The sequence below is a fragment of the Bacillus sp. LUNF1 genome, from assembly GCF_011008975.1.
Classification (GTDB): domain Bacteria; phylum Bacillota; class Bacilli; order Bacillales; family Bacillaceae; genus Bacillus; species Bacillus velezensis.
On the sequence record NZ_CP048876.1, the window covers coordinates 1,319,442 to 1,344,800 of the forward strand.

At 45.9% G+C, this 25,359-nt stretch carries 26 protein-coding genes, 1 pseudogene and 1 riboswitch; of the genes and pseudogenes, 20 read left to right on the forward strand and 7 right to left on the reverse strand.

From position 1 onward, the window contains the following. Positions 1–32: 32 nt before the first annotated feature. The 3 genes from motB to clpE all read right to left on the reverse strand — a co-directional run bounded on the left by motB (position 33) and on the right by clpE (position 3,871). Positions 33–818 (reverse strand): flagellar motor protein MotB, encoded by a 786-nt coding sequence (motB, locus tag G4O42_RS06855; protein WP_003154685.1) that lies wholly within the window; start codon positions 816–818, stop codon positions 33–35. Further along, positions 790–1,605, reverse strand: a complete 816-nt coding sequence (motA, locus tag G4O42_RS06860; protein WP_007408461.1) for a flagellar motor stator protein MotA — start codon at positions 1,603–1,605, stop codon at positions 790–792. Before motA ends, motB begins: the two co-directional genes overlap by 29 nt. Positions 1,606–1,774: 169 nt before the next feature. Beyond that, positions 1,775–3,871, reverse strand: coding sequence for an ATP-dependent protease ATP-binding subunit ClpE (gene clpE, locus G4O42_RS06865; RefSeq protein WP_032874707.1), 2,097 nt, complete (start codon positions 3,869–3,871; stop codon positions 1,775–1,777). Positions 3,872–4,271: 400 nt separating this feature from the next. Here clpE and G4O42_RS06870 point away from each other — a divergent pair, with 400 nt between their 5' ends. The 6 genes from G4O42_RS06870 to queF all read left to right on the forward strand — a co-directional run bounded on the left by G4O42_RS06870 (position 4,272) and on the right by queF (position 9,114). Further along, positions 4,272–5,309: a YkvI family membrane protein gene (locus G4O42_RS06870; RefSeq protein WP_032874708.1), complete on the forward strand. Its 1,038-nt coding sequence runs from the start codon at positions 4,272–4,274 to the stop codon at positions 5,307–5,309. Positions 5,310–5,406: 97 nt separating this feature from the next. Beyond that, entirely contained in the window at positions 5,407–6,528 is a 1,122-nt protein-coding gene (locus tag G4O42_RS06875; RefSeq protein ID WP_032874709.1) for a hypothetical protein, read from the forward strand. A gap of 108 nt (positions 6,529–6,636) precedes the next feature. After that, a riboswitch (PreQ1 riboswitch) is annotated at positions 6,637–6,681 on the forward strand. A 96-nt stretch (positions 6,682–6,777) separates the two neighbouring features. Next, a complete protein-coding gene (gene queC, locus G4O42_RS06880) occupies positions 6,778–7,437 on the forward strand; it encodes a 7-cyano-7-deazaguanine synthase QueC (RefSeq protein ID WP_003154679.1) in 660 nt (219 codons plus the stop codon). Next, positions 7,438–7,878 (forward strand): 6-carboxytetrahydropterin synthase QueD, encoded by a 441-nt coding sequence (gene queD, locus G4O42_RS06885; RefSeq protein ID WP_007611020.1) that lies wholly within the window; start codon positions 7,438–7,440, stop codon positions 7,876–7,878. After that, a complete protein-coding gene (gene queE / locus G4O42_RS06890) occupies positions 7,871–8,602 on the forward strand; it encodes a 7-carboxy-7-deazaguanine synthase QueE (protein WP_003154676.1) in 732 nt (243 codons plus the stop codon). Before queD ends, queE begins: the two co-directional genes overlap by 8 nt. 17 nt (positions 8,603–8,619) lie before the next feature. Next, complete coding sequence (queF, locus tag G4O42_RS06895; RefSeq protein WP_003154673.1) at positions 8,620–9,114, forward strand: preQ(1) synthase; 495 nt, start codon at positions 8,620–8,622, stop codon at positions 9,112–9,114. A gap of 266 nt (positions 9,115–9,380) precedes the next feature. On the opposite strand, the gene G4O42_RS06900 is transcribed toward queF, so the two are convergent. Both G4O42_RS06900 and G4O42_RS06905 read right to left on the reverse strand, forming a co-directional pair. Beyond that, entirely contained in the window at positions 9,381–9,635 is a 255-nt protein-coding gene (locus G4O42_RS06900; protein WP_032874710.1) for a hypothetical protein, read from the reverse strand. Continuing rightward, on the reverse strand, positions 9,619–9,960 hold the full coding sequence (locus G4O42_RS06905) for a winged helix-turn-helix transcriptional regulator (RefSeq protein WP_007611023.1): 342 nt from the start codon (positions 9,958–9,960) through the stop codon (positions 9,619–9,621). Before G4O42_RS06905 ends, G4O42_RS06900 begins: the two co-directional genes overlap by 17 nt. A gap of 168 nt (positions 9,961–10,128) precedes the next feature. On the opposite strand from G4O42_RS06905, the gene G4O42_RS06910 reads away from it, so the two are divergent. The 3 genes and pseudogenes from G4O42_RS06910 (at position 10,129) to G4O42_RS06920 (ending at position 11,849) form a co-directional block, all read left to right on the forward strand. After that, complete coding sequence (locus tag G4O42_RS06910) at positions 10,129–10,875, forward strand: SDR family NAD(P)-dependent oxidoreductase (RefSeq protein ID WP_032874711.1); 747 nt, start codon at positions 10,129–10,131, stop codon at positions 10,873–10,875. A 136-nt stretch (positions 10,876–11,011) separates the two neighbouring features. Beyond that, a pseudogene (locus G4O42_RS06915) lies at positions 11,012–11,224 on the forward strand (7-cyano-7-deazaguanine reductase); the annotation flags it as partial. A gap of 349 nt (positions 11,225–11,573) precedes the next feature. Continuing rightward, positions 11,574–11,849 (forward strand): DUF3219 family protein, encoded by a 276-nt coding sequence (locus tag G4O42_RS06920; RefSeq protein ID WP_032874712.1) that lies wholly within the window; start codon positions 11,574–11,576, stop codon positions 11,847–11,849. A gap of 73 nt (positions 11,850–11,922) precedes the next feature. Here the strand turns inward: G4O42_RS06920 and G4O42_RS06925 are convergent, their stop codons facing one another. Next, positions 11,923–12,108: a YkvS family protein gene (locus tag G4O42_RS06925; RefSeq protein WP_003154669.1), complete on the reverse strand. Its 186-nt coding sequence runs from the start codon at positions 12,106–12,108 to the stop codon at positions 11,923–11,925. A 163-nt stretch (positions 12,109–12,271) separates the two neighbouring features. On the opposite strand from G4O42_RS06925, the gene G4O42_RS06930 reads away from it, so the two are divergent. The 6 genes from G4O42_RS06930 to G4O42_RS06955 all read left to right on the forward strand — a co-directional run bounded on the left by G4O42_RS06930 (position 12,272) and on the right by G4O42_RS06955 (position 18,742). After that, positions 12,272–12,466, forward strand: a complete 195-nt coding sequence (locus G4O42_RS06930) for a hypothetical protein (protein WP_014304905.1) — start codon at positions 12,272–12,274, stop codon at positions 12,464–12,466. Between the two features lie 275 nt (positions 12,467–12,741). Then, the gene (locus G4O42_RS06935) at positions 12,742–13,365 is read left to right on the forward strand and encodes a cell wall hydrolase (protein ID WP_032874713.1); all 624 of its coding nucleotides are present in this window, start codon (positions 12,742–12,744) and stop codon (positions 13,363–13,365) included. Positions 13,366–13,480: 115 nt separating this feature from the next. Beyond that, positions 13,481–14,821 carry a polysaccharide biosynthesis protein gene (locus G4O42_RS06940; protein WP_007409593.1) on the forward strand — a complete coding sequence of 447 codons (1,341 nt, stop codon included), beginning with the start codon at positions 13,481–13,483 and terminating at the stop codon, positions 14,819–14,821. 62 nt (positions 14,822–14,883) lie between these two features. After that, positions 14,884–15,378 (forward strand): endospore biogenesis thiol-disulfide oxidoreductase StoA, encoded by a 495-nt coding sequence (gene stoA / locus G4O42_RS06945; RefSeq protein WP_007611032.1) that lies wholly within the window; start codon positions 14,884–14,886, stop codon positions 15,376–15,378. A 242-nt stretch (positions 15,379–15,620) separates the two neighbouring features. Further along, a complete protein-coding gene (locus tag G4O42_RS06950) occupies positions 15,621–17,534 on the forward strand; it encodes a heavy metal translocating P-type ATPase (protein WP_032874714.1) in 1,914 nt (637 codons plus the stop codon). Positions 17,535–17,647: 113 nt separating this feature from the next. Further along, positions 17,648–18,742 carry a M24 family metallopeptidase gene (locus G4O42_RS06955; protein WP_017417665.1) on the forward strand — a complete coding sequence of 365 codons (1,095 nt, stop codon included), beginning with the start codon at positions 17,648–17,650 and terminating at the stop codon, positions 18,740–18,742. Between the two features lie 57 nt (positions 18,743–18,799). On the opposite strand, the gene G4O42_RS20085 is transcribed toward G4O42_RS06955, so the two are convergent. Beyond that, complete coding sequence (locus G4O42_RS20085; protein WP_014721086.1) at positions 18,800–18,925, reverse strand: hypothetical protein; 126 nt, start codon at positions 18,923–18,925, stop codon at positions 18,800–18,802. Positions 18,926–19,024: 99 nt separating this feature from the next. Between G4O42_RS20085 and G4O42_RS06960 the strand changes: the two genes are divergently transcribed. The 5 genes from G4O42_RS06960 (at position 19,025) to ptsP (ending at position 25,312) form a co-directional block, all read left to right on the forward strand. Beyond that, positions 19,025–19,990, forward strand: a complete 966-nt coding sequence (locus tag G4O42_RS06960; protein WP_015417354.1) for a LacI family DNA-binding transcriptional regulator — start codon at positions 19,025–19,027, stop codon at positions 19,988–19,990. 50 nt (positions 19,991–20,040) lie between these two features. After that, positions 20,041–20,907, forward strand: a complete 867-nt coding sequence (glcT, locus tag G4O42_RS06965) for a glucose PTS transporter transcription antiterminator GlcT (protein WP_007611051.1) — start codon at positions 20,041–20,043, stop codon at positions 20,905–20,907. A gap of 230 nt (positions 20,908–21,137) precedes the next feature. Continuing rightward, complete coding sequence (gene ptsG, locus G4O42_RS06970) at positions 21,138–23,234, forward strand: glucose-specific PTS transporter subunit IIBC (RefSeq protein WP_003154656.1); 2,097 nt, start codon at positions 21,138–21,140, stop codon at positions 23,232–23,234. 96 nt (positions 23,235–23,330) lie between these two features. Next, positions 23,331–23,597 carry a phosphocarrier protein HPr gene (locus tag G4O42_RS06975; RefSeq protein WP_003154654.1) on the forward strand — a complete coding sequence of 89 codons (267 nt, stop codon included), beginning with the start codon at positions 23,331–23,333 and terminating at the stop codon, positions 23,595–23,597. Continuing rightward, on the forward strand, positions 23,597–25,312 hold the full coding sequence (ptsP, locus tag G4O42_RS06980) for a phosphoenolpyruvate--protein phosphotransferase (protein ID WP_007611069.1): 1,716 nt from the start codon (positions 23,597–23,599) through the stop codon (positions 25,310–25,312). The genes G4O42_RS06975 and ptsP overlap by 1 nt, the downstream gene beginning before the upstream one ends. The last annotated feature ends 47 nt before the right edge of the window (positions 25,313–25,359 follow it).

A 25,359-nucleotide genomic window follows, 5' to 3' on the forward strand; every position in this document is an offset into this window, starting at 1 on the left:
AGGAAGCCATTTGAAAGGCTTCCTTTTTTATATTACTGATTTTGGTCAGTCGCGGCGTTTCTAGGCTGTATCAATACCTCGACGCGCCTGTTTTTGCTGCGCCCTTCAGCGGTTTTGTTCGACACGGCCGGTTTATACTCTCCGAAACCTTTGGCGCTGAATACTTTTGCGTCAAGTTTCGGGTTTTCCGTGAGAATAGCCATGAAGTTGACGGCCCGCATGACGCTTAAATGCCAGTTAGATTGATATTGTGAGTTTTTAATCGGCACATTGTCCGTATGTCCGCTGATGATAATGTTCCTCGGCGGATTCAGCACAAGGAGATTCGAGATTTCCTTGGCAAGCGGAATATCTTCCTGACGGATATCCGCCCGTCCGGAATCAAAAAAGATACTGTCTTTAATGGTAATTAAGAGTCCTTCTTTAGTCAGCTTTGTTTCCAGCTGAGTTTCAAGCTTTTTATTTTTTATAAATTGATTGACTTGCTTTTGCACGCCTTCAAGTTCTTCGCGGTCGGCTGCTTCTCTTTCTTTCTTTTTCTGTTCTTTATCTTTTTCCTTGTCTTTTTTTAACTGATCAACGCCGTCTTTTTCGTTTTCAGGAGGAGTGACGCTTGAATATTCAAGAACACCCGTGCCTCCGGTAAACACGGCGTTAAATGATTTAGACAGCATTTGGAATTTCGCCGCATCGACCGAGCTCATGGCGAACAATACAATGAACAGAGCCAAAAGAAGGGTGAGCAAATCCGCGTACGGGATCAGCCAAGACTCATCCACATGCTCGTCATCATGCTTCTTCTTCTTTTTTCTCGCCATTGTTTGCCTCTCCTTCTTGTTCAGCGACTTTTGCGCGTTCATTCGCAGGAAGATACATGAGAAGTTTTTGTTCGATCACTTTCGGGGCCTGTCCTTCAAGCACTGACAGAACGCCTTCGATCATGATTTCACGCAGTTTGACTTCCTGCTTTGATTTGCGTTTCAGTTTGTTGGCGAAGGGATGCCATAGTACATATCCTGTGAAAATCCCGAGAAGGGTGGCGACAAACGCCGCACTGATGGCATGTCCGAGCGCCTCGGTATTGTTCATGTTGGAAAGAGCGGCGATAAGGCCGATGACCGCACCCAAAACGCCGAGTGTCGGCGCATATGTGCCGGCTTGTGTAAAGATGGCTGCGCCGGCCTGGTGTCTGTCTTCCATCGCTTCAACTTCCTCAGTCATAATATCTCTGATAAATTCTGCGCTTTGTCCGTCAACCGCCATGCTCAGGCCGTTTTTCAAAAATGCGTCATCCACGTCTTCAATGCTTGCTTCCAATGCGAGCAGACCTTCACGTCTGGCGATTTGCGCCCATTGAGAGAACATAGGAATTAATTGCGCAATTGTCAGCTGTTTGTTTTCTTTAAACAGCACTTTAAAAAGGGCAGGCACTTTTTTGATTTCTTTTCCGGGGAATGCGATGATCACCGCAGAAATCGTACCGAACAAAATAATCAGAATAGCTGCCGGGTTAGCGAGTGCGCTTAAGCTGACCCCTTTCAGCACCATGCCCACGCTTAAAGCAATCAAGGCGAGGATGATACCGATAATCGATGTTTTATCCATAGTTTTCACCAAATCCTTTATACTAGCTTTCTATGGTTAATATCGGTGGCAGTGCATGGAACTTTAGGGTGATTGAGAAATTGTTCCCGAATTCTTCACAGTTTCTCCCTTCCGGCATGGAGATAGAAACAAAAAAGCGGCTCCCCGCGAGAAGGGAACCGCTTTTTTGTTATTGTGCCCGGACTTTGATGCCGTCCTCTTCCATTACGACATGGAAGGCTTTTATTTCGTTGTCATCCAATAAGAGATCTGTCATTTCGTCCTCGATCAATTCTTGGATGGTTCTTCTGAGCGGGCGTGCTCCGAAAGCTGGGTGGTAGCCGATTTCAGCGATTTTTTCTTTCGCATCATCGGTGACGTTCAGGCTGATGCCGCGCTCTTTTAATGTGTCTTCAAGCTCTGTGAGAAGCAGGCTGACGATTTTCACGAGATGTTCTTTTTTCAGGGATTGGAATTCAATAATGCTGTCAAACCGGTTTAAAAACTCCGGTTTGAAGAACGCGCTCAGTGAATCAATCAGCGTTTGTTCTTCCAGGACGCTCTCTTCAGATTGGAATCCCACTTTCACCTGTTTTTCGCCGGTTCCAGCGTTGCTTGTCATAATCAAAACGGTATCTTTGAAGCTGACCGTTCTGCCCTGGCTGTCTGTCAGACGGCCGTCCTCCATAATCTGCAGAAACATATGCTGGACATCAGGGTGGGCTTTTTCAATCTCATCGAGCAGCACGATGCTGTACGGATTGCGGCGCACTTTTTCCGTTAATTGCCCGGCTTCATCGTGTCCGACATATCCCGGCGGTGAACCGATAATTTTTGATACGGCGTGTTTTTCCATGTATTCACTCATATCGAGACGGATAATGGAATCTTTTGTACCGAACAGTTCATCTGCGAGTGTCTTTGATAACTCGGTTTTTCCGACTCCGGTCGGTCCGACAAAGAGGAAGGAGCCGACAGGTCTGTTTTTGGATTTTAAGCCGGCGCGGCTTCGTCTGACCGCTTTCGCCACTTTTTTCACGGCTTTTTCCTGACCGATGACGCGCTGATGAAGATGCTCTTCAAGTTCCTTCATTTTGACTTGTTCATCAGCCTGGAGTTTTCCGACCGGAATGCCTGTTTTCTGTTCAATGATGGCTTGAATATGCTCCGCCCCGATTTCAGGTGAAGAGGCCGGTGTTTCATGCGCCAGCTGCTTTTCCAACGCCGCTTCTTCATCACGCAGTTTCGCGGCAAGCTCATAATTTTCTTCATGAAGCGCTTTTGTTTTCTCCGCGTCAATTGCTTTGAGTCTCTCAGCCGCATCTTCTTCATTTACGGTATCAAGCTCCAGGTTCGCCTTAGAGCCGGCTTCATCTAATAAGTCGATCGCTTTATCCGGCAGGTGGCGGTCCTGAATGTAACGGGATGAAAGCGTAACACAGGCGTTTATCGCTTCATTGCTGAATGTGACGCCGTGGTATTTCTCGTATTTATCTTTAATGCCTTCCAGAATGCTGATGGCTTGTTCTATTGTAGGCTCGTGAACCATGACAGGCTGGAAGCGTCTTTCAAGCGCCGCATCTTTTTCAATCTGGCGGTACTCTTTCAGCGTTGTCGCCCCGATGACCTGCAGCTCGCCTCTGGCAAGCGCCGGTTTCAGGATGTTCCCGGCATCCATTGATCCCTCGGCAGAGCCGGCGCCTACAAGAAGGTGAATCTCATCAATGAACAAGATAACGTTTTTCCGTTCTTTTAATTCGTTCATTAATTGTTTCATTCTTTCTTCAAACTGGCCTCTGATCCCTGTATTGGCGACGAGAGAAGCGACGTCAAGCAGGTAAAGCTCTTTGTTTTTCAATTTGTTCGGCACATCGCCCTCAGCGATTTTAAGCGCGAGGCCTTCTGCAATAGCCGTTTTACCGACGCCCGGCTCACCGATCAGCACCGGATTGTTTTTATTCCGGCGGTTCAAAATTTCAATTACGCGCGCCACTTCATTATCGCGGCCGATCACAGGGTCAATCAGACCTGCTTTTGCGCCGTTTGTGACGTTTTGAGCGAGCTCGTCGAGCAGGCCTTTTTCAGGGCCGGCCTGCTGTTTATTTTGATTGGGAGCGAAACCTTGCTCAAACGGGAATCCGAATGATTGCGGCCCCATGCTCATAGACGGTTTTCGGGTTAATTCTGTATAACATGTTTCACATAAAACGAATTGTTTTTGAATGGAATTGACTTGCATGTTCAGGCGAATCGTCGCCTCGTTTTTCTGACAATGTTGACAACGCATTTGCCAAAACCTCCTCGAAAAATGTTTGATCATCTTTGACCAAACGGATTAGAAAATAAGGTCTTAACTTTGACCTTCTTTGATTAATAGTATAATCTGACCTTCTTTGACTTTCAAGTGTTTTGTTTTAAACCCCGAAAACAAATGTTTACAGCATGATAAGTGATATTTATAAGGTTTGATTATTTTTGACCAATATAGTCAGAAAGGAAATGAAATGCTTTGACCTTTCTTGATGAAGAGTATACGCAGGCCCTTTTTTTCTTTCAATATTTTTGCTTAGAGGAGAGAGCTGAATCTGTTTTCTTCGGGGAAGGACGATTTGTTCGTCTTTTCGGGCGACTTGTCTCATAAGCATATATAAAGGCCTGGACAAATCTGCGCTTAGCCGGAGGGTGAAATGGGACAAACAAAAGGTTCTGCGAGTCAGCTTGCATTTGTATACGTAGGAACGGTTGTAGGAGCCGGTTTTGCCACGGGACGGGAAATCGTTGAGTTTTTTCTGAAGTTTGGCTGGATCGGTCTGTTGGGTATCGTGTTAAGCGGTCTGATGTTTACATATTTAGGCGCCAAAATCATGATCATTTCCAAACGGATTCACGCAGCATCTTATCAGGAATTGAACACATATTTATTCGGCCAGTCCATCGGCCGCGCCGTAAACATGTTTATGATGTTTATATTGCTGGGAGTGACCTCTGTCATGCTGTCCGGAGCGGGAGCGCTGTTTCATGAACAGCTTGGCTGGCCCGCACAAGCGGGGATCCTTCTGACGATCGTACTGAGCTTTGCCGTCATGACAAGCGGCGTTAAAGGTGTGTTCGGCGTCAATATATTGGTTGTGCCGCTTTTAATTTCTTTCTCTTTTATCGTGACAGCTGATTCATTTGTATTTACAAGCACGAGAAACGCGGACGAATGGGTATGGCCTGACAAGTGGAATTGGCTTTTGTCCGCCGTCTCTTACGGCGCGTTAAATTTATCGCTCGCCCAAGCCGTCCTTGTGCCGCTTGCGAACGAAATGTCTTCAGAGAAGGTGATCAGAAGGGGGGCTTATATAGGCGGCGTTCTGTTGACACTGGTGCTTGCCGCGAGCTTTTTATCATTATCGGTGCTGCCGGATGTGCTGGAGTTTGACATTCCGATGGCTCAAGTTGTCTATTCGTATTCGCGTTCGCTTCATATCATTTATTTGTTTATTATTTTCGGGGAAGTGTTTACGTCGGTCATCGGCAATTTATACGGATTGGAAAAACAATTAAACAGTTTTCTTCATATAAGAAGTACATATATTTACGGCGGCATTTTGGCGTTTGCTTTCATTATCAGCCAAATCGGCTACGGACAGCTGATTTCCACCGTTTATCCGGTGTTTGGATATGTGAGCCTCGCTTTCATCGGCGCATTGATTTGCAAAAAAATCCCGAAAGAAAAATAAGGATATAAGGAAAATGTCTGTATTTTTTGGGAATTCCCCTTCTTTTTTCCTGACATTTCTGTATAATGAATTGGGAAATGATGGGGAGGAGTAAGAGATGAAAGCTCGACGTGTATTATTGGGATTTATTTTTATTTGTATCGGCATTGCGTTTTTTTTGCAGAAGGCGGGAGTTATACATATATCCGCAGGTTCGGCGTGGCCGTTTCTTTTCATTATAATGTCCGCAGGGTTTCACGCCGGATTTATTTTTGCGAAAAAAACGCCTGACCAGGCGGGACTGCTCGTTCCGGGCGGTATGTTTCTTGTGCTGGGCTGCCTCTTTTGTTTTGAGACCGCAACAGGATGGACGTATTCAGGCGTGACGTGGCCTGTTTATATATGGGCGCCTGCTCTCGGTCTGTTTGAGCTGTGGTATTTCGGCGGGAGGAAGTTAGGTGTATTGATTCCTGCTTTCATCCTGACAGCCGTGGGAGCTCTATGCTTTGCCGGTATGCTGATGACGGGGCTGTGGCCGCTTTTGATCATCGCCGCCGCGCTTTTGTTTCACGCCGCTGCCTTTATGCAGCCGAAAAAAAGATCGGGCCTTCTTATTCCGGGCGGCATTTTGCTTGTGACGGGCGGGTTGTTATGGTTTGAAACGCTGACGGATTGGACATACGCAAATGTGACATCGCCTGTCTACCTCTTTGCCGTTGCGTTCGGCCTGTTTGAAGCCTGGCTGTTCGGCAGAAGGCAAAGAGGGCTTTTGACTGCTGCTGCGGTTCTGTGCGCCGCGGGCATTTTCGGCATATTCACCAATGCAAATGAAGTCATCAGCGAACGCGGCTGGCCCGCTCTCATTCTTTTGCTGGGCGCCGCTTTTCACATTCCGATTTTCGGCCCGAAACCTGTCAAAAACGCGGGACTTCTCGTACCGGGCGGCATCTTATTGATTACGGGGATCTTGTTTGTCTTTGAAACGGCAACCAATTGGTCCTACTCCGGTGTGACATGGCCTGTTTATCTGCTTGCAACGGCATTCGGTTTATTTGAGCTGTGGCTGTTCGGCGGGAAAGAGAAGGCGCTGCTCATCCCGGTTGCGGTGCTGACCTTGACAGCACTTTCTTTTATGATGACGAATCAGCCGATCATTCCGGTTTCTGTTTTCTGGCCTGCTTTATTTGTTCTGATCGGGATTGCGCTGATGGTATTTCCCGGGAAAAAACGCGGGGCTTAATCCCGCTTTTGCAGCCTGACACAGGGTTCAGGCTGTTTTTTTATTGTCACGGGAAACAACATTATGGTATGATAGCAAAAGTGAAAAAAGAAGAAAATCCGTATTGATGCGGGAGAGGTTCTAGCTACACCCTCTATAAAAAACTAAGGACGAGCTGTATCCTTGGATACGGTTTTTTTATGTTTTTTAGGGCGCCTTCTCCGAAAAAGGCGCTTTTTTTATGGAATGATAGATAAGGGAGAGAAAGACATGAAAAAAGAAAAAGCAGTTGTGGTGTTCAGCGGAGGCCAAGACAGCACGACTTGTTTATTATGGGCTTTGCAAAACTTTGAAGAAGTGGAAACCGTTACATTCCATTATAATCAGCGTCACCAAGAAGAAATCGATGTGGCAAAATCGATTGCTGAAAAGCTCGGTGTCAAAAATCACTTGCTTGATATGTCTCTTTTAAATCAGCTCGCGCCGAATGCGCTGACAAGAGATGATATCGAAATTGAAGCGAAGGACGGGGAACTGCCGACAACCTTTGTACCGGGACGCAACCTTGTATTTTTATCCTTTGCATCGATTCTTGCATATCAAATCGGCGCGCGCCACATTATCACCGGTGTTTGCGAGACTGATTTCAGCGGCTACCCGGACTGCCGTGACGAGTTTGTCAAATCCTGCAACGTCACCGTCAACCTGGCGATGGAAAAGCCGTTCGTCATTCATACGCCGCTTATGTGGCTGAACAAAGCAGAAACGTGGAAACTTGCGGATGAGCTCGGCGCGCTTGATTTTGTAAAGAATAACACACTGACTTGCTATAACGGCATCATTGCAGACGGATGCGGCGAATGCCCGGCATGCCTGCTCCGCAATAAAGGATATGATGAATATATGAAAATGAAAGGAGAGCGGAACTAATTGCTTTCTCAAATTTACCCGCAGGTTCAGCATCCTTATTCGTTTGAGTTGAATAAGGATATGCACATTTCAGCCGCGCACTTTATTCCCCGCGAAAGCGCCGGAGCGTGCAGCAGAGTCCACGGGCACACGTATACAGTAAATATTACAGTTGCGGGGGATGAACTGGACGATTCAGGCTTTCTCGTGAATTTCAGCGTGCTGAAGAAATTGGTGCACGGCGCTTACGATCATACATTGCTGAATGACCATGACGAATTTTCTGAAGATGACAGATATTCACTGCCGACGACCGAGGTCGTGGCCAAAACGATTTACGATAAGGTGCAGTCCTACCTTGAAACACTGGAGAATCAGCCGGTCTGCGTGCAGATTTTTGTCAGGGAAACCCCGACAAGCTATTGCGTATACCGCCCGAAAAAAGGTGATAGGAATGGCTAAAGGAATTCCGGTATTAGAAATTTTCGGACCGACGATACAAGGGGAGGGCATGGTTATCGGCCAGAAAACCATGTTCGTCCGCACGGCGGGCTGCGACTACTCCTGCAGCTGGTGCGACTCCGCTTTTACATGGGACGGCTCAGCCAAAAAAGATATCCGCTGGATGACGGCGGAAGACATTTACCGCGAGCTGAGAGAAATCGGCGGAGACGCCTTTTCCCATGTCACCATCTCAGGAGGAAACCCGGCGCTGTTAAAGCAGCTTGACGCGCTGATTCTGCTGCTGAAAGAGCACGGGGTGCGCGCCGCTTTAGAAACGCAGGGAACGGTCTATCAGGATTGGTTCACAATGATTAACGACCTGACGATTTCACCGAAGCCGCCAAGTTCGGGGATGACAACCGATTTTGCAAAGCTCGATCACATTGTGTCTTCGCTTGATGCGGCAGAAAGGCTTAACGCGGTCAGCTTAAAGGTCGTCATTTTTAATGATGAAGATCTGCAATTCGCGAAAACCGTGCACAAGCGGTATCCGAATATCCCGTTTTATCTTCAGGTCGGAAACGATAACGTCCATACGACGGACGACCGGGCATTGATCGCACATCTGCTCGGAAAATACGAAACACTCGTTGATAAGGTTTCAGCCGATTCGGATCTGAATCTCGTCAGAGTCCTGCCTCAGCTGCATACATTGCTTTGGGGCAATAAACGGGGAGTTTAATAGAAAGGGAGATTTATATGACAAGAAAAGAATCAGAATTAGAAGGAGTTACGCTCCTGGGGAATCAAGGGACAAACTATTTATTTGAATATGCGCCGGAGGTTTTGGAATCATTTCCGAATAAACACGTGAACCGTGATTATTTCGTTAAATTCAACTGCCCGGAATTTACGTCGCTTTGCCCCAAAACGGGACAGCCGGACTTTGCAACCATCTACATCAGCTATATTCCGGACGAAAAAATGGTGGAAAGCAAATCGCTGAAGCTGTATCTTTTCAGCTTCCGCAACCACGGAGATTTCCACGAGGACTGCATGAACATCATCATGAATGATTTGATCGAATTAATGGACCCCCGCTACATTGAAGTATGGGGCAAATTCACGCCAAGAGGCGGAATCTCGATAGACCCGTATACAAACTACGGCAGACCGGGAACAAAATATGAAAAAATGGCCGAACATCGGATGATGAATCATGATATGTACCCGGAGACGATTGATAATCGGTAATTATTCCGTTGTGTGATACGGAGTGTGAAAACGAAGTGGAGTCACAGTAAAATCCGAACATTCAGTGCTGATTTTCAGCGGAATTGTGACCGAGTCACAGCGAAGTGTGACCCGCACTAAGCTCAATAAAAGTGTGACCTGGTGCAACCTGAACTGTGACTTTTATGAGTGAAAAATTGATAGTACAGAGGCAGATTAAGGCGTACAATTTGTACGTCTTTTCTTTTTTATCCGAAAGAAAAATGCCTATTTAGAGATCACAGGCATTAAATATGATTATCAATATCTTCATTTATTTTTTGGCTAAGTTTCTGAACCTTCTCTTTAACATTTGAAACAGCTCTTTTTTGAATTTCATCAAAGTTCTCCTGAATATAGTCCATGACACTTCTTATTAGAACTTCACTTTCAAAATTGAATATCTCATTTATTTCTGACTGTTCTTCATCTGTTAGGCGATGGTATTGAAGTTGTTTAGCATTTACTCCAGCAGCTACATCAATCCTAACGTACAATTTCATATTCACCTTCTGCATACTCTTGCTCCGCATAATGGCTTCCCCATTGACAGAGCTCCTGCAAGATAGGTTTAAGAGATTCTCCAAGTTCAGTGGATGAATATTCAACCTTCGGCGGTACTTGATTATACATCTTTCTGCTCACAAGTCCACTGGCTTCAAGCTCTCTAAGTGTTTGAATCAGCATTTTCTGAGTTATATTTGGAATAATGCGCTTTAATTCACTCGTTCTCTTTGGTCCATTCATTAAAAAGTATAATACAAGACCTTTCCATTTTCCGCCAATCACTTCCTTTGTCACTTCAAACCCACAGCTAAATTTTTTCATGTCTAAAGCTCTCCATTCCACATTTATTACTTTTTAGTTACTATATCACAAAAAAGTGGGTACTTCCGATAGTGTGCTTACTGAAGGATACTATATCTTGTAAGTTGTTCTTCAAGTACTTAAAGGTACTAGACGTAAAATAAAATGAATTCTAAAGGAGTGTTAAGTATGGGTAAATTTGAAGGTAAAATAGCGCTTGTAACGGGTGGAACAAGTGGGATTGGTCTTGCTGCAGCACAAAAATTTGTAAACGAAGGTGCATATGTTTATATCACGGGACGCAGACAAAACGAACTTGATAAAGCTGTTAACCAAATTGGCAAGAACGTAACCGGTGTTCAAGGTGATATTTCTAAGCTTGAAGACTTAGACAAACTATATGACATGATAAAGCAGGAAAAAGGTAAGTTGGACATTCTTTTTGCTAATGCAGGCATCGGCAACTTCCTTCCATTAGGTGAAATTACTGAAGAGCAGGTTGATAGAACGTTCGACATTAACGTTAAAGGAACCATCTTTACTGTTCAAAAAGCGTTATCACTATTCCCGGACAAAGCAGGTTCTATTATTGTAACGGGCTCTACTGCTGGATCAATTGGCAACCCAGCGTTTAGTGTATATGGAGCGTCTAAAGCAGCATTAAGAGCACTAGTTCGCAACTGGATTCTTGACCTAAAAGATACTGAAATCCGTGTAAATGTGGTTAGTCCAGGAGCTATTCTTACACCTGCATATGATGAGCTTTTTGGTGATGCACTTGAAGGAGCAATGGAAAATGCCAGAAATACTGTTCCAGCTGGAAAAGTTGGGACACCTGAAGAAGTAGCAAACGCTGTATCTTTCCTTGCTTCAGACGAAAGCAGTTACTTGACGGGTGTTGAATTGTTCGTAGATGGCGGGCTGGCACAGGTATAATTTCACTGCGCAGAGATTACAAATAGTCCCCAAAAAAGGTTAAAATCAATCGTTTGGTAAGGTGTAAAATTGGTGTGACTTCATGCTTAATGTCTAGAGCAAGTACTTATGGGACAAGACTTTGACCTGCCTTTTCTTCCACGAGGACTGCATGAACATCATCATGAATGATTTGATCGAATTAATGGACCCCCGCTGCATTGAAGTATGGGGCAAATTCACACCTAGAGGCGGAATCTCCATTGACCCGTATACAAACTACGGCAGACCGGGAACAAAATATGAAAAAATGGCCGAACATCGGATGATGAATCATGATATGTACCCGGAGACGATTGACAACCGTTAATTTTCAGACGGAGTACAGTCTCGGAATATAACCTAAATACCCCCGCCTTTTAAGCGGGGGTATTTTTCGTCTGTGCCGCGCAGCCAAAAAGGTGCATGATATTTGCACAGAACTTCTATAAGGAAAAGAGAGATCATTTGGAGAAAAGAAAAAGACGAGTAAACCCGGGGGGAGTGTACTCGCCGCTTCAATACGTGACGGGTGCTGGATGGCAGCTCGTCTGTTTCATTATAAAATAGGGAACATACGTTTGTAAAGGCCTGCGCTGTTTTTTCTCATTCGGAGCGGATCAATTGTAAAGGAATGGTCAGCATGATAGCATGTCCTGTAAAAAGAAGGAGTGTTCGTTATGGAGCCGTTAGAGTTAAACGGTGTAAGGCTGAAAATGTATGATTGTAAAGAAAGTGCGGGCAAAAACGGCCGCATGATTTCATTTGTATTGAAGGTGACCTCTGAAACGTATCATGATATTGCCGTTCTTTTGTATGAAAAAACATTTGACATCAAGGCGCCCGAGCGCGGGCTTGAATTCCGCGGTAAAATAACCAACTACCATACATCCGTCACAAATCTTTACAATAAAGATCAGACCGGTGATTTTTTTGTAGAAATGACGGAGATCTGAGTTCATTTGAAAAAGCTGCCGGGCGGCAGCTTTTGTGCGGGATATGTAAATGGTTCGGATTGTTCGAGGGGGTTTAATAGGAGTCTCTGATGATTTTATAATTCTTATGGTTGACGACAGTGAGGGAATCTAATTCAAGATCACGATAATTATCCATGATGGTTACATCAACGATGACGGAATTTTCATTTACTTTTTCAACAATACCGGTTAATCCGTTTTTAAATTCAATGACGTTTCCAACCTTAGCAATTTTCACGAGCTTCCTCTCCTTTATCATAAATCCTGTTTGAAAATATTTTGCAGTATTTTCTTTAAGAAGTAAAGCGATATGGGTATCAGCCCGCTCAATCATTGTCCCGGCGGGGGAAAGATGGTATATTGATTTTCGGGAAAAAGCCGAGAAAAGGAGGCTGTGTTCGTTGCTGCCTGAGGAAATTTCAGAACGTATCAACCAAATGCGCACCGGTGAAATCAAAGAATTCAGGGTGCAGAAAGAACATTTTCTTGCATTTCGAGCAGTTTTATCGAAGCAGGAAGATTTTAAGCATTTCCGCGGTATTGCCCAGCAGGGCGGGGATGTTATATTCCAGTATTTAGAACAGCCAAGAAGCTGACGGCTCCTCGCACTTGAGGAGTCTTTTTTTTGTTTTTTAGTTTCTCATTTCATCTGGCTGTAACAGATGTAAACAAAATGTAAAATCCCTCCGATGGATACTTTTACTGCTATTTGGTTAATGTTGTGAAAATGATGGCTGTTTTCCTGCCAATAACAAGGCTGTTAACGAACTTCTTCCATCATAAAAGCTGATTGGGAGCACTGGAAAATCTTTAACCGTGAATTTGCGCACAGCTCTTGTTAAGGTAGTGAAGTATTTAAGGAGGAAATCGTATGACGACAAAATTTGCTGCCTTGGCTGTCTTTTTTCTATGTTTTATGCCTGCATCAAAAATTGAACATACAGAAGCTCTGTTTACTTTTGCGAAGAAGCCAAAGCAAGAACCCAGCACACTGGTTGCTGATTTAAATAAAAAAAGCTCGGTTCCGAAGCTTTCAAAAACGGATCATAAGCATTCTATCCAACCGATAAAGCTGTCATCTCACCAAGAGAAGGAAGCCAAACCGGAGGAGACGGCTTATCAGCCGCCGAAAAAAACGTATTCCCGCGCTGACAGACAGCTTCTGGCACGTCTCGTTCACGCAGAAGCGAAAGGTGAATCTTATAAAGGGAAGGTTGCGGTAGCCAGCGTAGTGCTGAACCGCACTGAAAAAAACGGCTTCCCGGATACCATTCGGGGTGTGATCTATCAAAGGAGCGCATTTGAACCGGTAGCAAACGGAAGCATTAATCAAAAGCCGGATAAGGATTCCATCGCTGCCGCAAATGAGGCGCTTGACCATCCGGGCAGAGAAACGAACGCGTTGTTTTTCTACAATCCGAAAACGGCATCTGACCACTGGATCCGTTCCCGAAAAATTATCGAACGGATCGGCAGACACGTATTTGCGATGTAAGCATAGCGGGATTAAAAATATCCCGGCTATGCTTTTTTCAATTTTGAGAAATCGAAAATATTTTCAGAACTTGTCTCATATGATGATGGAAGAACGAGAGACAAGGAGAGACACCATGAATCGATTTGTGAAAGGGATCATTCTTTTATCCATCGCCGCCTTTTTCGCGGAATGTCTGGAATTTGTCGTGAATATGATACTGGCGCGGGAGCTTGGCGAGCATGGGATGGGACTTTACATGAGCATTCTGCCCACCATTTTTTTAATTATCGTCATCGCCAGTCTGGAGCTTCCGATCTCCATTTCAAAATTCATCGCGGAATCCAATCAGAAGCTGCATGAAAGCATGCTCCGGCATGCCTTCAGAATGACCGCCGTTTTTACCGCGTTTTCAACCGCGGCCGCAAGCATCGCGCTGCCGTTCATTCCTGTATTCGATACGTATCACCCGTTTATTAAAGGGATTGTCATCGGGCTGATTCCAGTCGTCGCTTTTACATCCATCGCCAGAGGTTATTTTATGGGTGTGCAGCAAATGGGAAAAATCGCGGTTGCGAATGTCATGAAAAAAATCATTCAAGTGCTTTGTCTGTTTATCTTTTTTCAATGGTACTCTTTTGAAATTGATATGGCCGTGCTCATTTCATTATTTGTGCTGGTCGCAAGCGATGTCGTGGTGTTCGTTTACTTGTATACGCAGTTTATTTTGGCGCGGAGGGCGCTTTCCGGCCATCAGCACATTCATCTTCGCGGGAAAGACGTGCGGAAACGCCTCCTGGCCGTATCCATCCCGACAACGGGACTTCGTATATTTCATGCGGTGACAAACGCAATTGAACCCTTCTTGGTTAAAGGAGCGCTGCTGGCGTCCGGGGCAGCCGGGACAGCCGCGATTGATCAATACGGCATGCTTGCCGGTGTAGCGATGACAATCGGTTCGTTTCCCGCATTTATCGCCCATTCGCTGATGGTCGTCATGATTCCCAGCATTTCAGAAGCATATGCGCTGTCCCAATATGATATTGTGCTGAAACGGCTGAGACAAGCGATTTTTATTACATTCGGCTACGGCATTCCGGCAGTCTGGGTCATGTTTCAGTTCGCGGGCCCGCTGACCCATTTGTTTTTTCAGTCTCCGGAAGCGCAGTATTATTTGCAGCTTTTGTGGCCGTTTTTTCTTTTTCATCTGTTTGTGATGCCGCTTCAGGCCTGTCTGATCGGTATCGGCCATGTGAAAACGGCGTTTTATCATAACGTATGGAGCAGCATTGTGGGGCTTTCGATGATGTATGTGCTCGGTTCTATGCCTGAATTGCAAATGCTCGGCATTATACTCGGCATGAATACCGGCATGATTCTTCTGACAAGTTTACATTACGCGACGATCTGCAAAGACCTCGGTGTCTCCGTGTTTTTGACGGGCGGCGGAAGAACAGCGCCCCGGATCGAAAGCTGAAAAGGCTGATACATTTCAATAAGCAAGGGCAAGCTATCCGAAACGCGTGAAAGGAAGATCATATGCATAAAAACCGCCTAATTGTATGTGCAGTCCTTTTGATAGCTGCCGCCGTCTGGATGCCTGAAGCAAAAGCCTCATCAGAAAAACAGGCAGTTCCCGCCGTGTTTCTGATGAAGACGATTGAAGGAGACGAGATATCGATTCCGAATAAAGGGCAGAAAACGATTTTGCATTTTTGGACATCGTGGTGTCCGCCGTGCAAAAAAGAACTGCCGCAGTTCCAAACGTATTTTGAACAGCATCAGTCCGATGATGTAAGCCTTGTAACGGTAAATTTGATGAATGCCGAGCGGAACAAAAATACCGTTCAAAACTTTGTCAGTCAGCATCATCTCACATTCCCGATTGTTCTTGACACGAAAGGCGAGCTTATGAAGGAATACGATGTCATGACGATTCCCACGTCATTTCTGCTGAATGAAAAAGGAGAAATCGAAAAAAAGATCGTCGGTCCGATGACCGCCTCACAATTAAAAGAATGGTCAGAGAAATAAAAAGGTGCGGGAGGAATTCCTCCCGCACCTTTTTTGCATATAATGAACAGCTGAAGAAACACTATTGATAATTATTATCAAAAAGAAATTAAAACAATTATAATTGAAATCTTCCGTCGGCATGCTATAATAAAGAAAACACTGCGATAACACTGTGAAAATGCTGCCTGTCAGGCGGCTGTTTTGCTTTTATCGGGGAATTGAAGATGATTTGCGTTCTCAATTAGAGAGGAGAATTCATAATGAATGAACAAGTGATGACACAAACCCATTCACAACAGCACATACAAGAAGAGCGGGCCGGAAAAAAGTGGCTCCAGCATGCAGAACTCATTGCGGCGCTCGTATCCGGCGTCCTTATTCTTGCGGCCTGGTTTTTTACCGAAACAAAAGGCCTGTCCGTCACTTTGTATACCCTTGCCTTCCTGATCGGGGGATTTGCAAAAGCGAAAGAGGGAATCGAGGATACCATTGAGACGAAGGCGTTAAATGTGGAACTGCTGATGATTTTTGCGGCGGTCGGCTCCGCCCTGATCGGTTATTGGGCTGAAGGCGCTGTTCTTATCTTTATTTTTTCATTAAGCGGCGCGCTCGAAACATATACGATGAATAAAAGCAGCCGTGATTTAACCTCTTTGATGAAACTGGAACCGGAGGAAGCGACCCTGCTTGCGGACGGACAGGAAAAGCGGGTGCCGGCTGCTGAACTTAAGATCGGTGACATGATCGTCATTAAGCCGGGCGAACGCGTAGCAGCAGACGGGATCATTGAGTCTGGCGTGACGAGCCTCGATGAATCGGCGCTTACGGGTGAAGCGATGCCGGCGGAAAAAACAGCCGGAGATTCTGTGTTTACAGGAACGGTAAACGGAAACGGCTCCTTAACGGTCCGTGTGACGAAAACAAATGAACAGTCTTTATTCAGAAAAATCATCCGGCTGGTGGAATCAGCCCAAAACAGCGTGTCACCGGCTCAGGCATTTATTGAACGATTCGAAAGTGTCTATGTAAAAGGCGTGCTGTTAGCCGTGGCTTTGCTTTTATTCATTCCTCATTTCGCTTTAGGCTGGAGCTGGAGTGAAACCTTTTACAGGGCGATGGTGTTTATGGTGGTCGCCTCCCCGTGCGCGCTTGTCGCTTCTATTATGCCCGCTGCGCTTTCCCTTATCTCAAATGGGGCCCGCAACGGATTATTGGTTAAAGGAAGTGTGTTTTTAGAGCAGCTGGGAAGCGTCCGGATGATCGCTTTTGACAAAACCGGCACGGTAACAAAGGGACAGCCGGCAGTCGCGGCGTTTCAAGCTGCCGAAAATGTGAGTGAAGATGAGATCATGCAAGCGGTGTATGCGATGGAAAAGCAATCAAGCCACCCGCTTGCAAAAGCGATAGCTGAATTTGCCGAAAGCCGGGGCGCCGCGCCCGCAGGACATCTATCGATTGACGAGACGTCCGGATTCGGTGTTCAGGCTGAAATAGAAGGCGTCAAATGGATGGTCGGAAAAGCGGGGTTTGCAGGTGAAGATGCGGCAGATGCTTTTTTGCAGACATCGGGAAAAGAATTAAAGGATAAAGGTTTTACACTGGTCTTTGTTAAAAAAGATGACCGGATTGCGGGCTGCTTTGCCTTAAAGGATCAAATCCGACCTGAAGCCAAAGCCGTGATGGCTGAGCTTGAATCAATGGGCATTCAAACAGCCATGCTCACCGGCGATCAGTCTGAAACTGCGGCTGCCATTGCAAAAGAGGCGGGCATGACGACGGTTGTTGCCGATTGTCTGCCGGACCAAAAGGCAAAAGAAGTGAAGAAGCTGAAAGAAACGTACGGCACAATCGCCATGGTGGGAGACGGCATTAATGACGCGCCCGCTCTGAAAACCGCTGACGTCGGTATTGCGATGGGCGGGGGAACGGACGTGGCCCTTGAAACGGCTGACTTAGTCCTTATGAAAAATGATCTTCACAAGCTTGTGAAAATGTGCAGACTCTCAAGGAAAATGAACCGGATTATTAAGCAGAATATTGTTTTCTCGCTCTCGGTCATCTGCCTTTTGATCTGCGCTAACTTTCTGCAGGTGATGGAACTGCCGTTTGGTGTGATCGGGCATGAGGGGAGCACGATTCTGGTCATATTGAACGGACTGAGATTATTAAAATAAACATGACAGCCGCACATCGGGCGGCTGTTTTTTTAATGTTCGTTCACAGCATAAACGCCGGAAAACTGATAGAATGAATAAAGAGTCACTTTGGTAAGGAGGAAAAGCAAAAAATGAACAGATTAGAACGTGTTTCATCTTGGCTGAAAAAAGAAGGACATGATGCGGCATTTATACATACAAAGGAAAACGTATTTTATTTAACTGATTTTTACACGGATCCGCATGAGCGGTTAATGGGATTGTTCCTGTTTCAGGAACAGGAGCCGTTTTTCGTTTGTCCGGGAATGGAAGCCGGACAAGCCCGCAGCGCCGGGTGGGAGCATGGTATTATCGGCTACGGCGATCACGAAGATCCGTGGGAGCTGATCAAAGCCGAGCTCACAAAACGAAATGTGCGGCTTGATTCCATCGCGGTTGAAAAGGATTCGATCTCTCTTTCCCGTTCAGAACAGCTCAAACAAGCTTCAGGGGGCGCGGCATTTGTTTCGGCAGAAGAAACGCTCAACCAATTCCGTCTCGTGAAAGATGAGAAGGAAATCAGCATTCTCAGGGAAGCGGCAAAACTCGCGGATTACGGAGTTGAAGTCGGTGTCGCGGCGCTTAAAGAGGGTGTGAGTGAAACGGAAGTACTTGCGCAGATTGAGTTTGAGCTGAAGAAAAAAGGTGTGCAGGGCATGTCATTTTCAACGATGGTGCTGTTCGGAGAAAAATCAGGTCAGCCCCATGGGAATCCGGGTGCAGACCGGTTGAAAAAAGGCGATTTCGTTCTGTTTGATCTGGGCGTTATTCTTGACGGCTACTGTTCAGACATTACGAGAACATTCGCATACCAATCAATCAGCCCGAAGCAGGAAGAGATTTACGAAACGGTGCTTAAAGCTGAACAGGCGGCGCTTCAATTAAGCAAACCGGGTGTCAGAATCGGCGACCTTGATTTAAAAGCCCGCGGCATTATTGAAAAAGCCGGATACGGAGACTATTTCCCGCACCGCCTCGGCCACGGACTCGGGATTTCGGTTCACGAATATCCATCAATGAGCAGCGCGAACAACACACTCCTCAAAGAAGGCATGGTCTACACGATAGAACCGGGGATTTACGTGCCGGATGTCGGCGGCGTGCGCATTGAAGACGATGTGTTCGTCACAAAAGACGGCGCCGAAGCATTAACGCAGTATCCGAAAGAATTAACGATTCTGAAATAGAAAGCTTTGTGATAAAAAAGGACGGTTCTGGAAGGCAGCGTCCTTTTTTATCACCTTTTAAATGAAAAAATCATCAAAATGCTGAAATGGTTTGATGTCATGCTTTTCATTCAGGGGCCGCATGGCAAGGTAACTGCCGCCGACTATGGCCAGACACAAACCGATTAAGCAAAGAATCCCCATCGCTGTTCTTCTCCTTTCAAACGAATAGGATGTATCTGTTTCTAGCTTACTGTATGAAACGCATTCCAGATCAAGGGAAAAAAAGAAAGGGGGGACGCCATGGCTACGATCAGAGACATTGCCGGCGCTGCCGGGGTTTCCGTTACAACGGTATCAAGAGTGTTAAACGATCATCCTTATGTAAGTAAGGACAAAAGAGAAAGAGTGAAAAAAGCGATGCAATCGCTCGGATATACGCGCAACATTCATGCTGTGCATTTATCCAAAGGTTTTTCCGATATGATCGGCGTTGTGCTTCCGTCGGTGAATCTTCCGTATTTTGCAGACCTTGTTGCAGGTATTGCCGAGGCTGCCGAAGCGTCAGGCGTGCATCTTTCTTTATACCAGACAGATTATCAGCAGCAAAAAGAACGTTTTGCTTTATCACAATTACAGGAGCGCCAAGTGGACGGCCTGATTATCTGCTCCAAAGCAATTCCTGATGAGCATCTGCTTACCGTGAAAGAACCGCTCATCCTCTGCCAGTACACTGATGCGGCAGGGCTTTCCTCCATCAGTAATCCGCATCGGGAAGCATTTCGGCACGGTCTGGATTATCTGATAGAAAAGGGACACCGGAAAATAGCGATCAGCCTGGCCAGAAAAAAGGGAAAAAACAGTCAAGTCCGCATCGCCGCGTACAAAGAGGCGCTCAAGAAGATCGGACAGCCTTACAGGGAAGAGCTGGTTGTGGAAAAGGCGCTGACGCTGCTTGACGGGAAAGCCCTTTTTCATAGATGGAAGAGCTGGGATGACAAACCGACTGCGCTGTTTGCGGCGAATGATCAAGTATCCGCAGGTCTTTACCTTGAAGCCAAGGCAAATGGGACACGCATCCCGGAAGAGCTTGCGATTTTGAGCATCGACAATCATGATATCAGCAAGATGTTAGGTATTTCTACAATAGATATACAAACAAAAGAAATGGGAAAGCAGGCTTTTCACATGCTTGAGAACCGGATCAGCGGCGGGCCTCCGGCAAGGAAAGTTCTTGATTACCGCCTTATTGAACGATCAACCGTCTAAAAAAAGAATTGACGCGCTTTCCGTTCGTTTTGTACGATATGATGTATTGAATGACAAAGGAGCTGAGGATCATGAAGGGGTCCTTTACAGTTGAAAAGGTATTAAATAACAATGTGCTCATCGCAACACATGATAGATACAATGAGGTCGTCTTAATCGGAAAAGGGATCGGCTTTGGAAAAAAACAAGCGGATGTCATTGAAGATAAAGGGTATGACAAGATGTTCATCTTAAAGGATGAAAAAGAACAAAAACAATTTAAAAAGCTCCTCGGTTATGTGGACGAGACACTTGTCGACATCTCCAATGACGTCATTTATCATATCAAGAAGCGGACAAGCCAACCGTTAAATGAGCACATCCATATTGCGCTGACTGACCATATCGCCTTTGCGGTAAAGCGGCTGCAGCAGGGTTTTGACATTAAAAACCCGTTTCTCATGGAAACCGAAACGCTTTATCCGGAAGAATTCCAAATTGCCCGTGAAGTCGTCGGCATGATTAATGAAAAGACGGGAATCTGCCTTCCGGAAGGAGAGATCGGCTTTATCGCTCTGCATATCCACTCCGCCTTGAGTAATCGGCCCCTTTCAGAGGTCAATCAGCATTCACAGCTGATGTCCCGGCTCGTTCAGGTGATTGAGGAATCTTTCCAGATGAAAGTGAATAAAGAAAGCGTCCACTATTTGCGGCTGATCCGGCATATCAGATTTACCATAGACAGGATTAATCGGGAAGAGCAGACAAAAGAACCAGAAAAGTTAATGTTATTATTGAAAAATGAATACCCGCTATGCTACAATACTGCTTGGAAACTGATAAAAATCTTGCAGCAAATACTGAAAAAACCAGTTCATGAGGCGGAAGCGGTTTATCTCACGCTTCATTTGTACCGATTAACCAATAAAATTTCATAATTTCAGTTGAAACCTTAAAAACGTGTCACTGATTCGATCAGGCATGAGTGATTGAGGGTAAAAAACGGGAAGAACGATCCCGTTATTTTGCACACCCTTTTTACTCATGCCTTTTTTGTTGTGTAAAAGGGCAAATGTAAACGGTTAAACTGAAGACTTGCGCCAGTGAATTCGTTGTCATGAATTTTCGCTGTAAGGTCACACTAGCTAACAGAGGAGGTACATCTTTTATGTTTAAAGCATTATTCGGCGTTCTCCAGAAAATCGGCCGTGCTCTTATGCTTCCGGTTGCGATTTTACCGGCTGCGGGGATCTTGCTTGCGTTAGGGAATGCCATGCAGAACAAAGATATGATTCAAGTCATGCATTTCTTAAGCAATGATAACGTTCAGCTTGTGGCGAACGTCATGGAAAGCGCCGGCCAAATCGTATTTGACAACCTGCCGCTTCTTTTTGCAGTAGGGGTTGCGATCGGTCTTGCCAACGGAGACGGTGTTGCCGGAATCGCGGCTATTATCGGATACTTGGTCATGAACGTATCCATGAGCGCCGTGCTTATGGCAAACGGCAGTATTCCGTCTGACAAAATTGAACGGGCAAAGTTTTTTGCGGAAAACCATCCGGCCTATATTAACATGCTGGGGATACCCACTTTGGCGACGGGCGTGTTCGGCGGTATTATCGTCGGGGTTCTGGCCGCGTTATTGTTTAACAAGTTTTATAAAATTGAACTTCCGCAGTACCTCGGATTCTTTGCGGGTAAGCGGTTCGTCCCGATTATCACATCAATTTCCGCATTAATTCTCGGTCTTATTATGTTAGTGATCTGGCCTCCGATCCAGCACGGTCTGAATTCCTTCTCCACGGGTCTTGTGGAAGCGAATCCAACCTTGGCGGCCTTTATTTTCGGGATGATTGAGCGGTCATTGATTCCGTTCGGTCTTCATCACATTTTCTACTCGCCGTTCTGGTATGAATTTTTCAGTTATAAAGATGCCGCAGGAGACATCATCCGCGGAGATCAGCGGATTTTCATGGCTCAGATCAAAGACGGCGTACAGCTGACGGCGGGAACATTTATGACGGGGAAATATCCGTTTATGATGTTCGGTCTTCCGGCGGCAGCGCTTGCAATCTATCATGAAGCGAAGCCTGAAAAGAAAAAACTTGTAGCCGGAATCATGGGTTCTGCCGCTCTGACAAGTTTCTTAACGGGAATTACCGAGCCGCTTGAATTCTCATTCTTGTTTGTGGCTCCTATCCTGTTTGCGATTCACTGCGTATTCGCGGGACTTTCCTTTATGGTCATGCAGCTGCTGCATGTAAAAATCGGTATGACGTTCTCAGGCGGTCTGATTGACTACTTCCTGTTCGGAATTCTGCCTAACCGGACGGCTTGGTGGCTTGTCATTCCGGTCGGCTTAGGATTAGCCGTCATTTACTACTTCGGTTTCCGGTTTGCGATCAGAAAGTTCAATCTGAAAACGCCGGGCCGTGAAGAAGAGGCTGCGGATGAAGGTGCGGGCGCCTCAGGCGAAGCCGGCGACCTTCCTTATGAAATCCTGCAGGCAATGGGTGATCAGGAAAACATTAAGCACCTTGACGCTTGTATCACGAGACTCCGCGTTACGGTCAACGACCAGAAGAAAGTGGATAAGACTCGTTTGAAACAGCTTGGCGCCTCAGGCGTTCTTGAAGTCGGAAACAACATTCAGGCCATTTTCGGCCCGCGTTCTGACGGTTTAAAAACACAGATGCAGGATATTATCGCCGGACGCACGCCGCGACCTGAACCGAAAGTATCCGCGCAAGAAGAAGTCAGCCAGCAGGTTGAAGAGGTTATCGCAGATCCGCTCCGAAACGAGCAGGGTGAAGAAGTGTTCGCTTCTCCGATCACCGGCGAAATCCATCCGATTACCGATGTGCCTGACCAGGTGTTCTCAGGAAAAATGATGGGTGACGGTTTTGCGATTCTTCCTGAAGAAGGAATCGTCGTATCGCCTGTCCGCGGAAAAGTGCTGAATGTTTTCCCGACAAAACATGCGATCGGCCTTCAGTCTGACGGCGGAAGAGAGATCCTGATTCATTTCGGAATCGACACAGTCAGCCTGAAAGGCGAAGGATTCACTTCTTTTGTTTCTGAGGGTGACCGGGTTGAACCGGGGCAAAAGCTGCTTGAAGTTGATCTTGAAGCGGTTAAACCTCATGTTCCTTCATTAATGACACCGATTGTCTTTACAAATCTTGCCGAGGGTGAAGCGATTTCCCTTTCGGCCGAAGGTACCGTAAAACGGGAACAAAAAGATATTGTGAAAATCGGAAAATAAGCATATAAATACGCCGTGCTTGTCAGATGACAAGTACGGCTGTATGATATAATATTGTGTAGTAAAATAGCTTTAATTTAAAGGAGAATGATAATCATGGCACAAAAAACATTTAAAGTAACAGCAGATTCCGGAATCCACGCTCGTCCTGCGACAGTTCTTGTACAGACTGCAAGCAAATACGATGCTGACGTAAACTTAGAATATAACGGCAAAACAGTAAACCTTAAGTCAATCATGGGCGTTATGTCTCTAGGTATTGCTAAAGGCGCTGAAATCACAATTTCCGCTTCAGGCGCTGACGAAAACGATGCTCTTAACGCTTTAGAAGAAACAATGAAAAGCGAAGGACTCGGCGAGTAATGCAAGAATTAAAAGGAATAGGCGCTTCAGCCGGAATTGCGATTGCGAAAGCATACCGGCTTGAAGAGCCGGACTTAACGGTTGAAAAGAAAAACATTGCTGATGCTGCGGCTGAAGTAAGCCGTTTTGATGAAGCGATTGTACGTTCTAAAGAAGAGCTTGAAAAAATTAAAGAGCATGCTTTAAAAGAACTGGGACAAGACAAAGCTGACATTTTCTCCGCGCACCTTTTAGTTCTGAGTGATCCTGAGCTGTTGAACCCGGTAAAGGAGAAAATCAGCGCAGATTCAGTCAATGCTGAATTCGCTTTGAAAGAAACAGCTTCCATGTTCGTTACTATGTTTGAATCAATGGATAACGAATACATGAAAGAGCGTGCGGCGGATATCCGTGACGTAACAAAACGTGTGACGGGGCACCTGCTGGGCGTGGAAATTCCGAACCCGAGCATGATCTCAGAAGAGGTTGTTATCGTGGCTGAAGATTTGACACCGTCTGATACGGCGCAATTAAACCGCCAGTTTGTAAAAGGTTTTACAACTGATATCGGCGGACGCACTTCACACTCCGCGATCATGGCCCGTTCGCTTGAAATTCCGGCTGTCGTCGGCACAAAAGCGGCTACAGGGACAATTGAAAACGGTGTTACGGTAATCGTAGACGGCATCGATGGTGATGTAATCATCGATCCTTCCAGTGAAACGTTAAAGAAATATGAAGAAAAGCACAGTGCTTACCTGGCGCAAAAAGCTGAGTGGGCGAAGCTCGTCAATGAACCGACTGTTTCAAAAGACGGCCATCATGTAGAGCTTGCCGCAAACATCGGCACCCCGGATGATGTAAAAGGCGTTCTTGAAAACGGAGGAGAAGCTGTAGGGCTTTACCGTACGGAATTCCTTTACATGGGACGCGACCAGCTTCCGACGGAAGACGAGCAGTTTGACGCTTATAAAACGGTTCTTGAGCGTATGGAAGGAAAATCAGTTGTCGTTCGGACATTGGATATCGGCGGCGACAAAGAGCTTCCTTACCTGCAGCTCCCTAAAGAAATGAACCCGTTCTTAGGCTACAGAGCCATCCGCCTTTGCCTTGAAGAGCAAGAAATCTTCAGAACTCAGCTTCGTGCGCTGCTTCGTGCAAGTACATACGGAAACTTAAAAATCATGTTCCCGATGATTGCGACAGTAAACGAGTTTAAACAGGCGAAAGCGATTCTTCTCGAAGAAAAAGAAAAACTCGTCGAAGCCGGCGTAGCGGTTTCTGACGATATTGAAGTCGGTATGATGGTAGAGATTCCGTCTACAGCCGTTATCGCAGATCAGTTTGCCGCAGAAGTTGACTTCTTCAGTATCGGAACAAATGACTTGATCCAATACACGATGGCTGCTGACCGCATGAACGAGCGCGTAGCTTATCTGTATCAGCCATACAATCCGGCGATTCTCCGTCTGATCACCCTTGTTATTGAAGCCGCTCACAAAGAGGGCAAATGGGTCGGCATGTGCGGAGAAATGGCGGGAGACGAAATTGCGATTCCGATTCTTCTCGGCTTAGGCTTAGATGAGTTCTCGATGAGCGCTACATCCATCCTTCCGGCAAGAACGCAGATCAGCAAGCTTTCTAAAAAAGAAGCTGAATCATTCAAAGAAACAATCTTGTCTATGAGCACGACAGAAGAGGTTGTCGCATTCGTTAAAGAAACATTCAATAAGTAATACAACAGCCAGACGGTGTAAGCCGTCTGGTTTTTTTCATATTCGGA

Excerpts from the sequence above, each read along its gene's own strand:
- motA (WP_007408461.1), bottom strand. The coding sequence starts at position 1,605 with ATGGATAAAACATCGATTATCGGTATCATCCTCGCCTTGATTGCTTTA.
- glcT (WP_007611051.1), top strand. The coding sequence starts at position 20,041 with ATGACAAAGGAGCTGAGGATCATGAAGGGGTCCTTTACAGTTGAAAAG.
- queC (WP_003154679.1), top strand. The coding sequence starts at position 6,778 with ATGAAAAAAGAAAAAGCAGTTGTGGTGTTCAGCGGAGGCCAAGACAGC.
- G4O42_RS20085 (WP_014721086.1), bottom strand. The coding sequence starts at position 18,925 with ATGGGGATTCTTTGCTTAATCGGTTTGTGTCTGGCCATAGTCGGCGGC.
- G4O42_RS06960 (WP_015417354.1), top strand. The coding sequence starts at position 19,025 with ATGGCTACGATCAGAGACATTGCCGGCGCTGCCGGGGTTTCCGTTACA.
- G4O42_RS06875 (WP_032874709.1), top strand. The coding sequence starts at position 5,407 with ATGAAAGCTCGACGTGTATTATTGGGATTTATTTTTATTTGTATCGGC.
- ptsP (WP_007611069.1), top strand. The coding sequence starts at position 23,597 with ATGCAAGAATTAAAAGGAATAGGCGCTTCAGCCGGAATTGCGATTGCG.
- clpE (WP_032874707.1), bottom strand. The coding sequence starts at position 3,871 with ATGCGTTGTCAACATTGTCAGAAAAACGAGGCGACGATTCGCCTGAAC.
- queE (WP_003154676.1), top strand. The coding sequence starts at position 7,871 with ATGGCTAAAGGAATTCCGGTATTAGAAATTTTCGGACCGACGATACAA.
- G4O42_RS06950 (WP_032874714.1), top strand. The coding sequence starts at position 15,621 with ATGAATGAACAAGTGATGACACAAACCCATTCACAACAGCACATACAA.
- stoA (WP_007611032.1), top strand. The coding sequence starts at position 14,884 with ATGCATAAAAACCGCCTAATTGTATGTGCAGTCCTTTTGATAGCTGCC.
- G4O42_RS06955 (WP_017417665.1), top strand. The coding sequence starts at position 17,648 with ATGAACAGATTAGAACGTGTTTCATCTTGGCTGAAAAAAGAAGGACAT.
- G4O42_RS06900 (WP_032874710.1), bottom strand. The coding sequence starts at position 9,635 with ATGAAATTGTACGTTAGGATTGATGTAGCTGCTGGAGTAAATGCTAAA.
- G4O42_RS06905 (WP_007611023.1), bottom strand. The coding sequence starts at position 9,960 with ATGAAAAAATTTAGCTGTGGGTTTGAAGTGACAAAGGAAGTGATTGGC.
- G4O42_RS06975 (WP_003154654.1), top strand. The coding sequence starts at position 23,331 with ATGGCACAAAAAACATTTAAAGTAACAGCAGATTCCGGAATCCACGCT.
- G4O42_RS06940 (WP_007409593.1), top strand. The coding sequence starts at position 13,481 with ATGAATCGATTTGTGAAAGGGATCATTCTTTTATCCATCGCCGCCTTT.
- G4O42_RS06935 (WP_032874713.1), top strand. The coding sequence starts at position 12,742 with ATGACGACAAAATTTGCTGCCTTGGCTGTCTTTTTTCTATGTTTTATG.
- G4O42_RS06910 (WP_032874711.1), top strand. The coding sequence starts at position 10,129 with ATGGGTAAATTTGAAGGTAAAATAGCGCTTGTAACGGGTGGAACAAGT.
- queF (WP_003154673.1), top strand. The coding sequence starts at position 8,620 with ATGACAAGAAAAGAATCAGAATTAGAAGGAGTTACGCTCCTGGGGAAT.
- G4O42_RS06870 (WP_032874708.1), top strand. The coding sequence starts at position 4,272 with ATGGGACAAACAAAAGGTTCTGCGAGTCAGCTTGCATTTGTATACGTA.
- motB (WP_003154685.1), bottom strand. The coding sequence starts at position 818 with ATGGCGAGAAAAAAGAAGAAGAAGCATGATGACGAGCATGTGGATGAG.
- ptsG (WP_003154656.1), top strand. The coding sequence starts at position 21,138 with ATGTTTAAAGCATTATTCGGCGTTCTCCAGAAAATCGGCCGTGCTCTT.
- G4O42_RS06920 (WP_032874712.1), top strand. The coding sequence starts at position 11,574 with ATGGAGCCGTTAGAGTTAAACGGTGTAAGGCTGAAAATGTATGATTGT.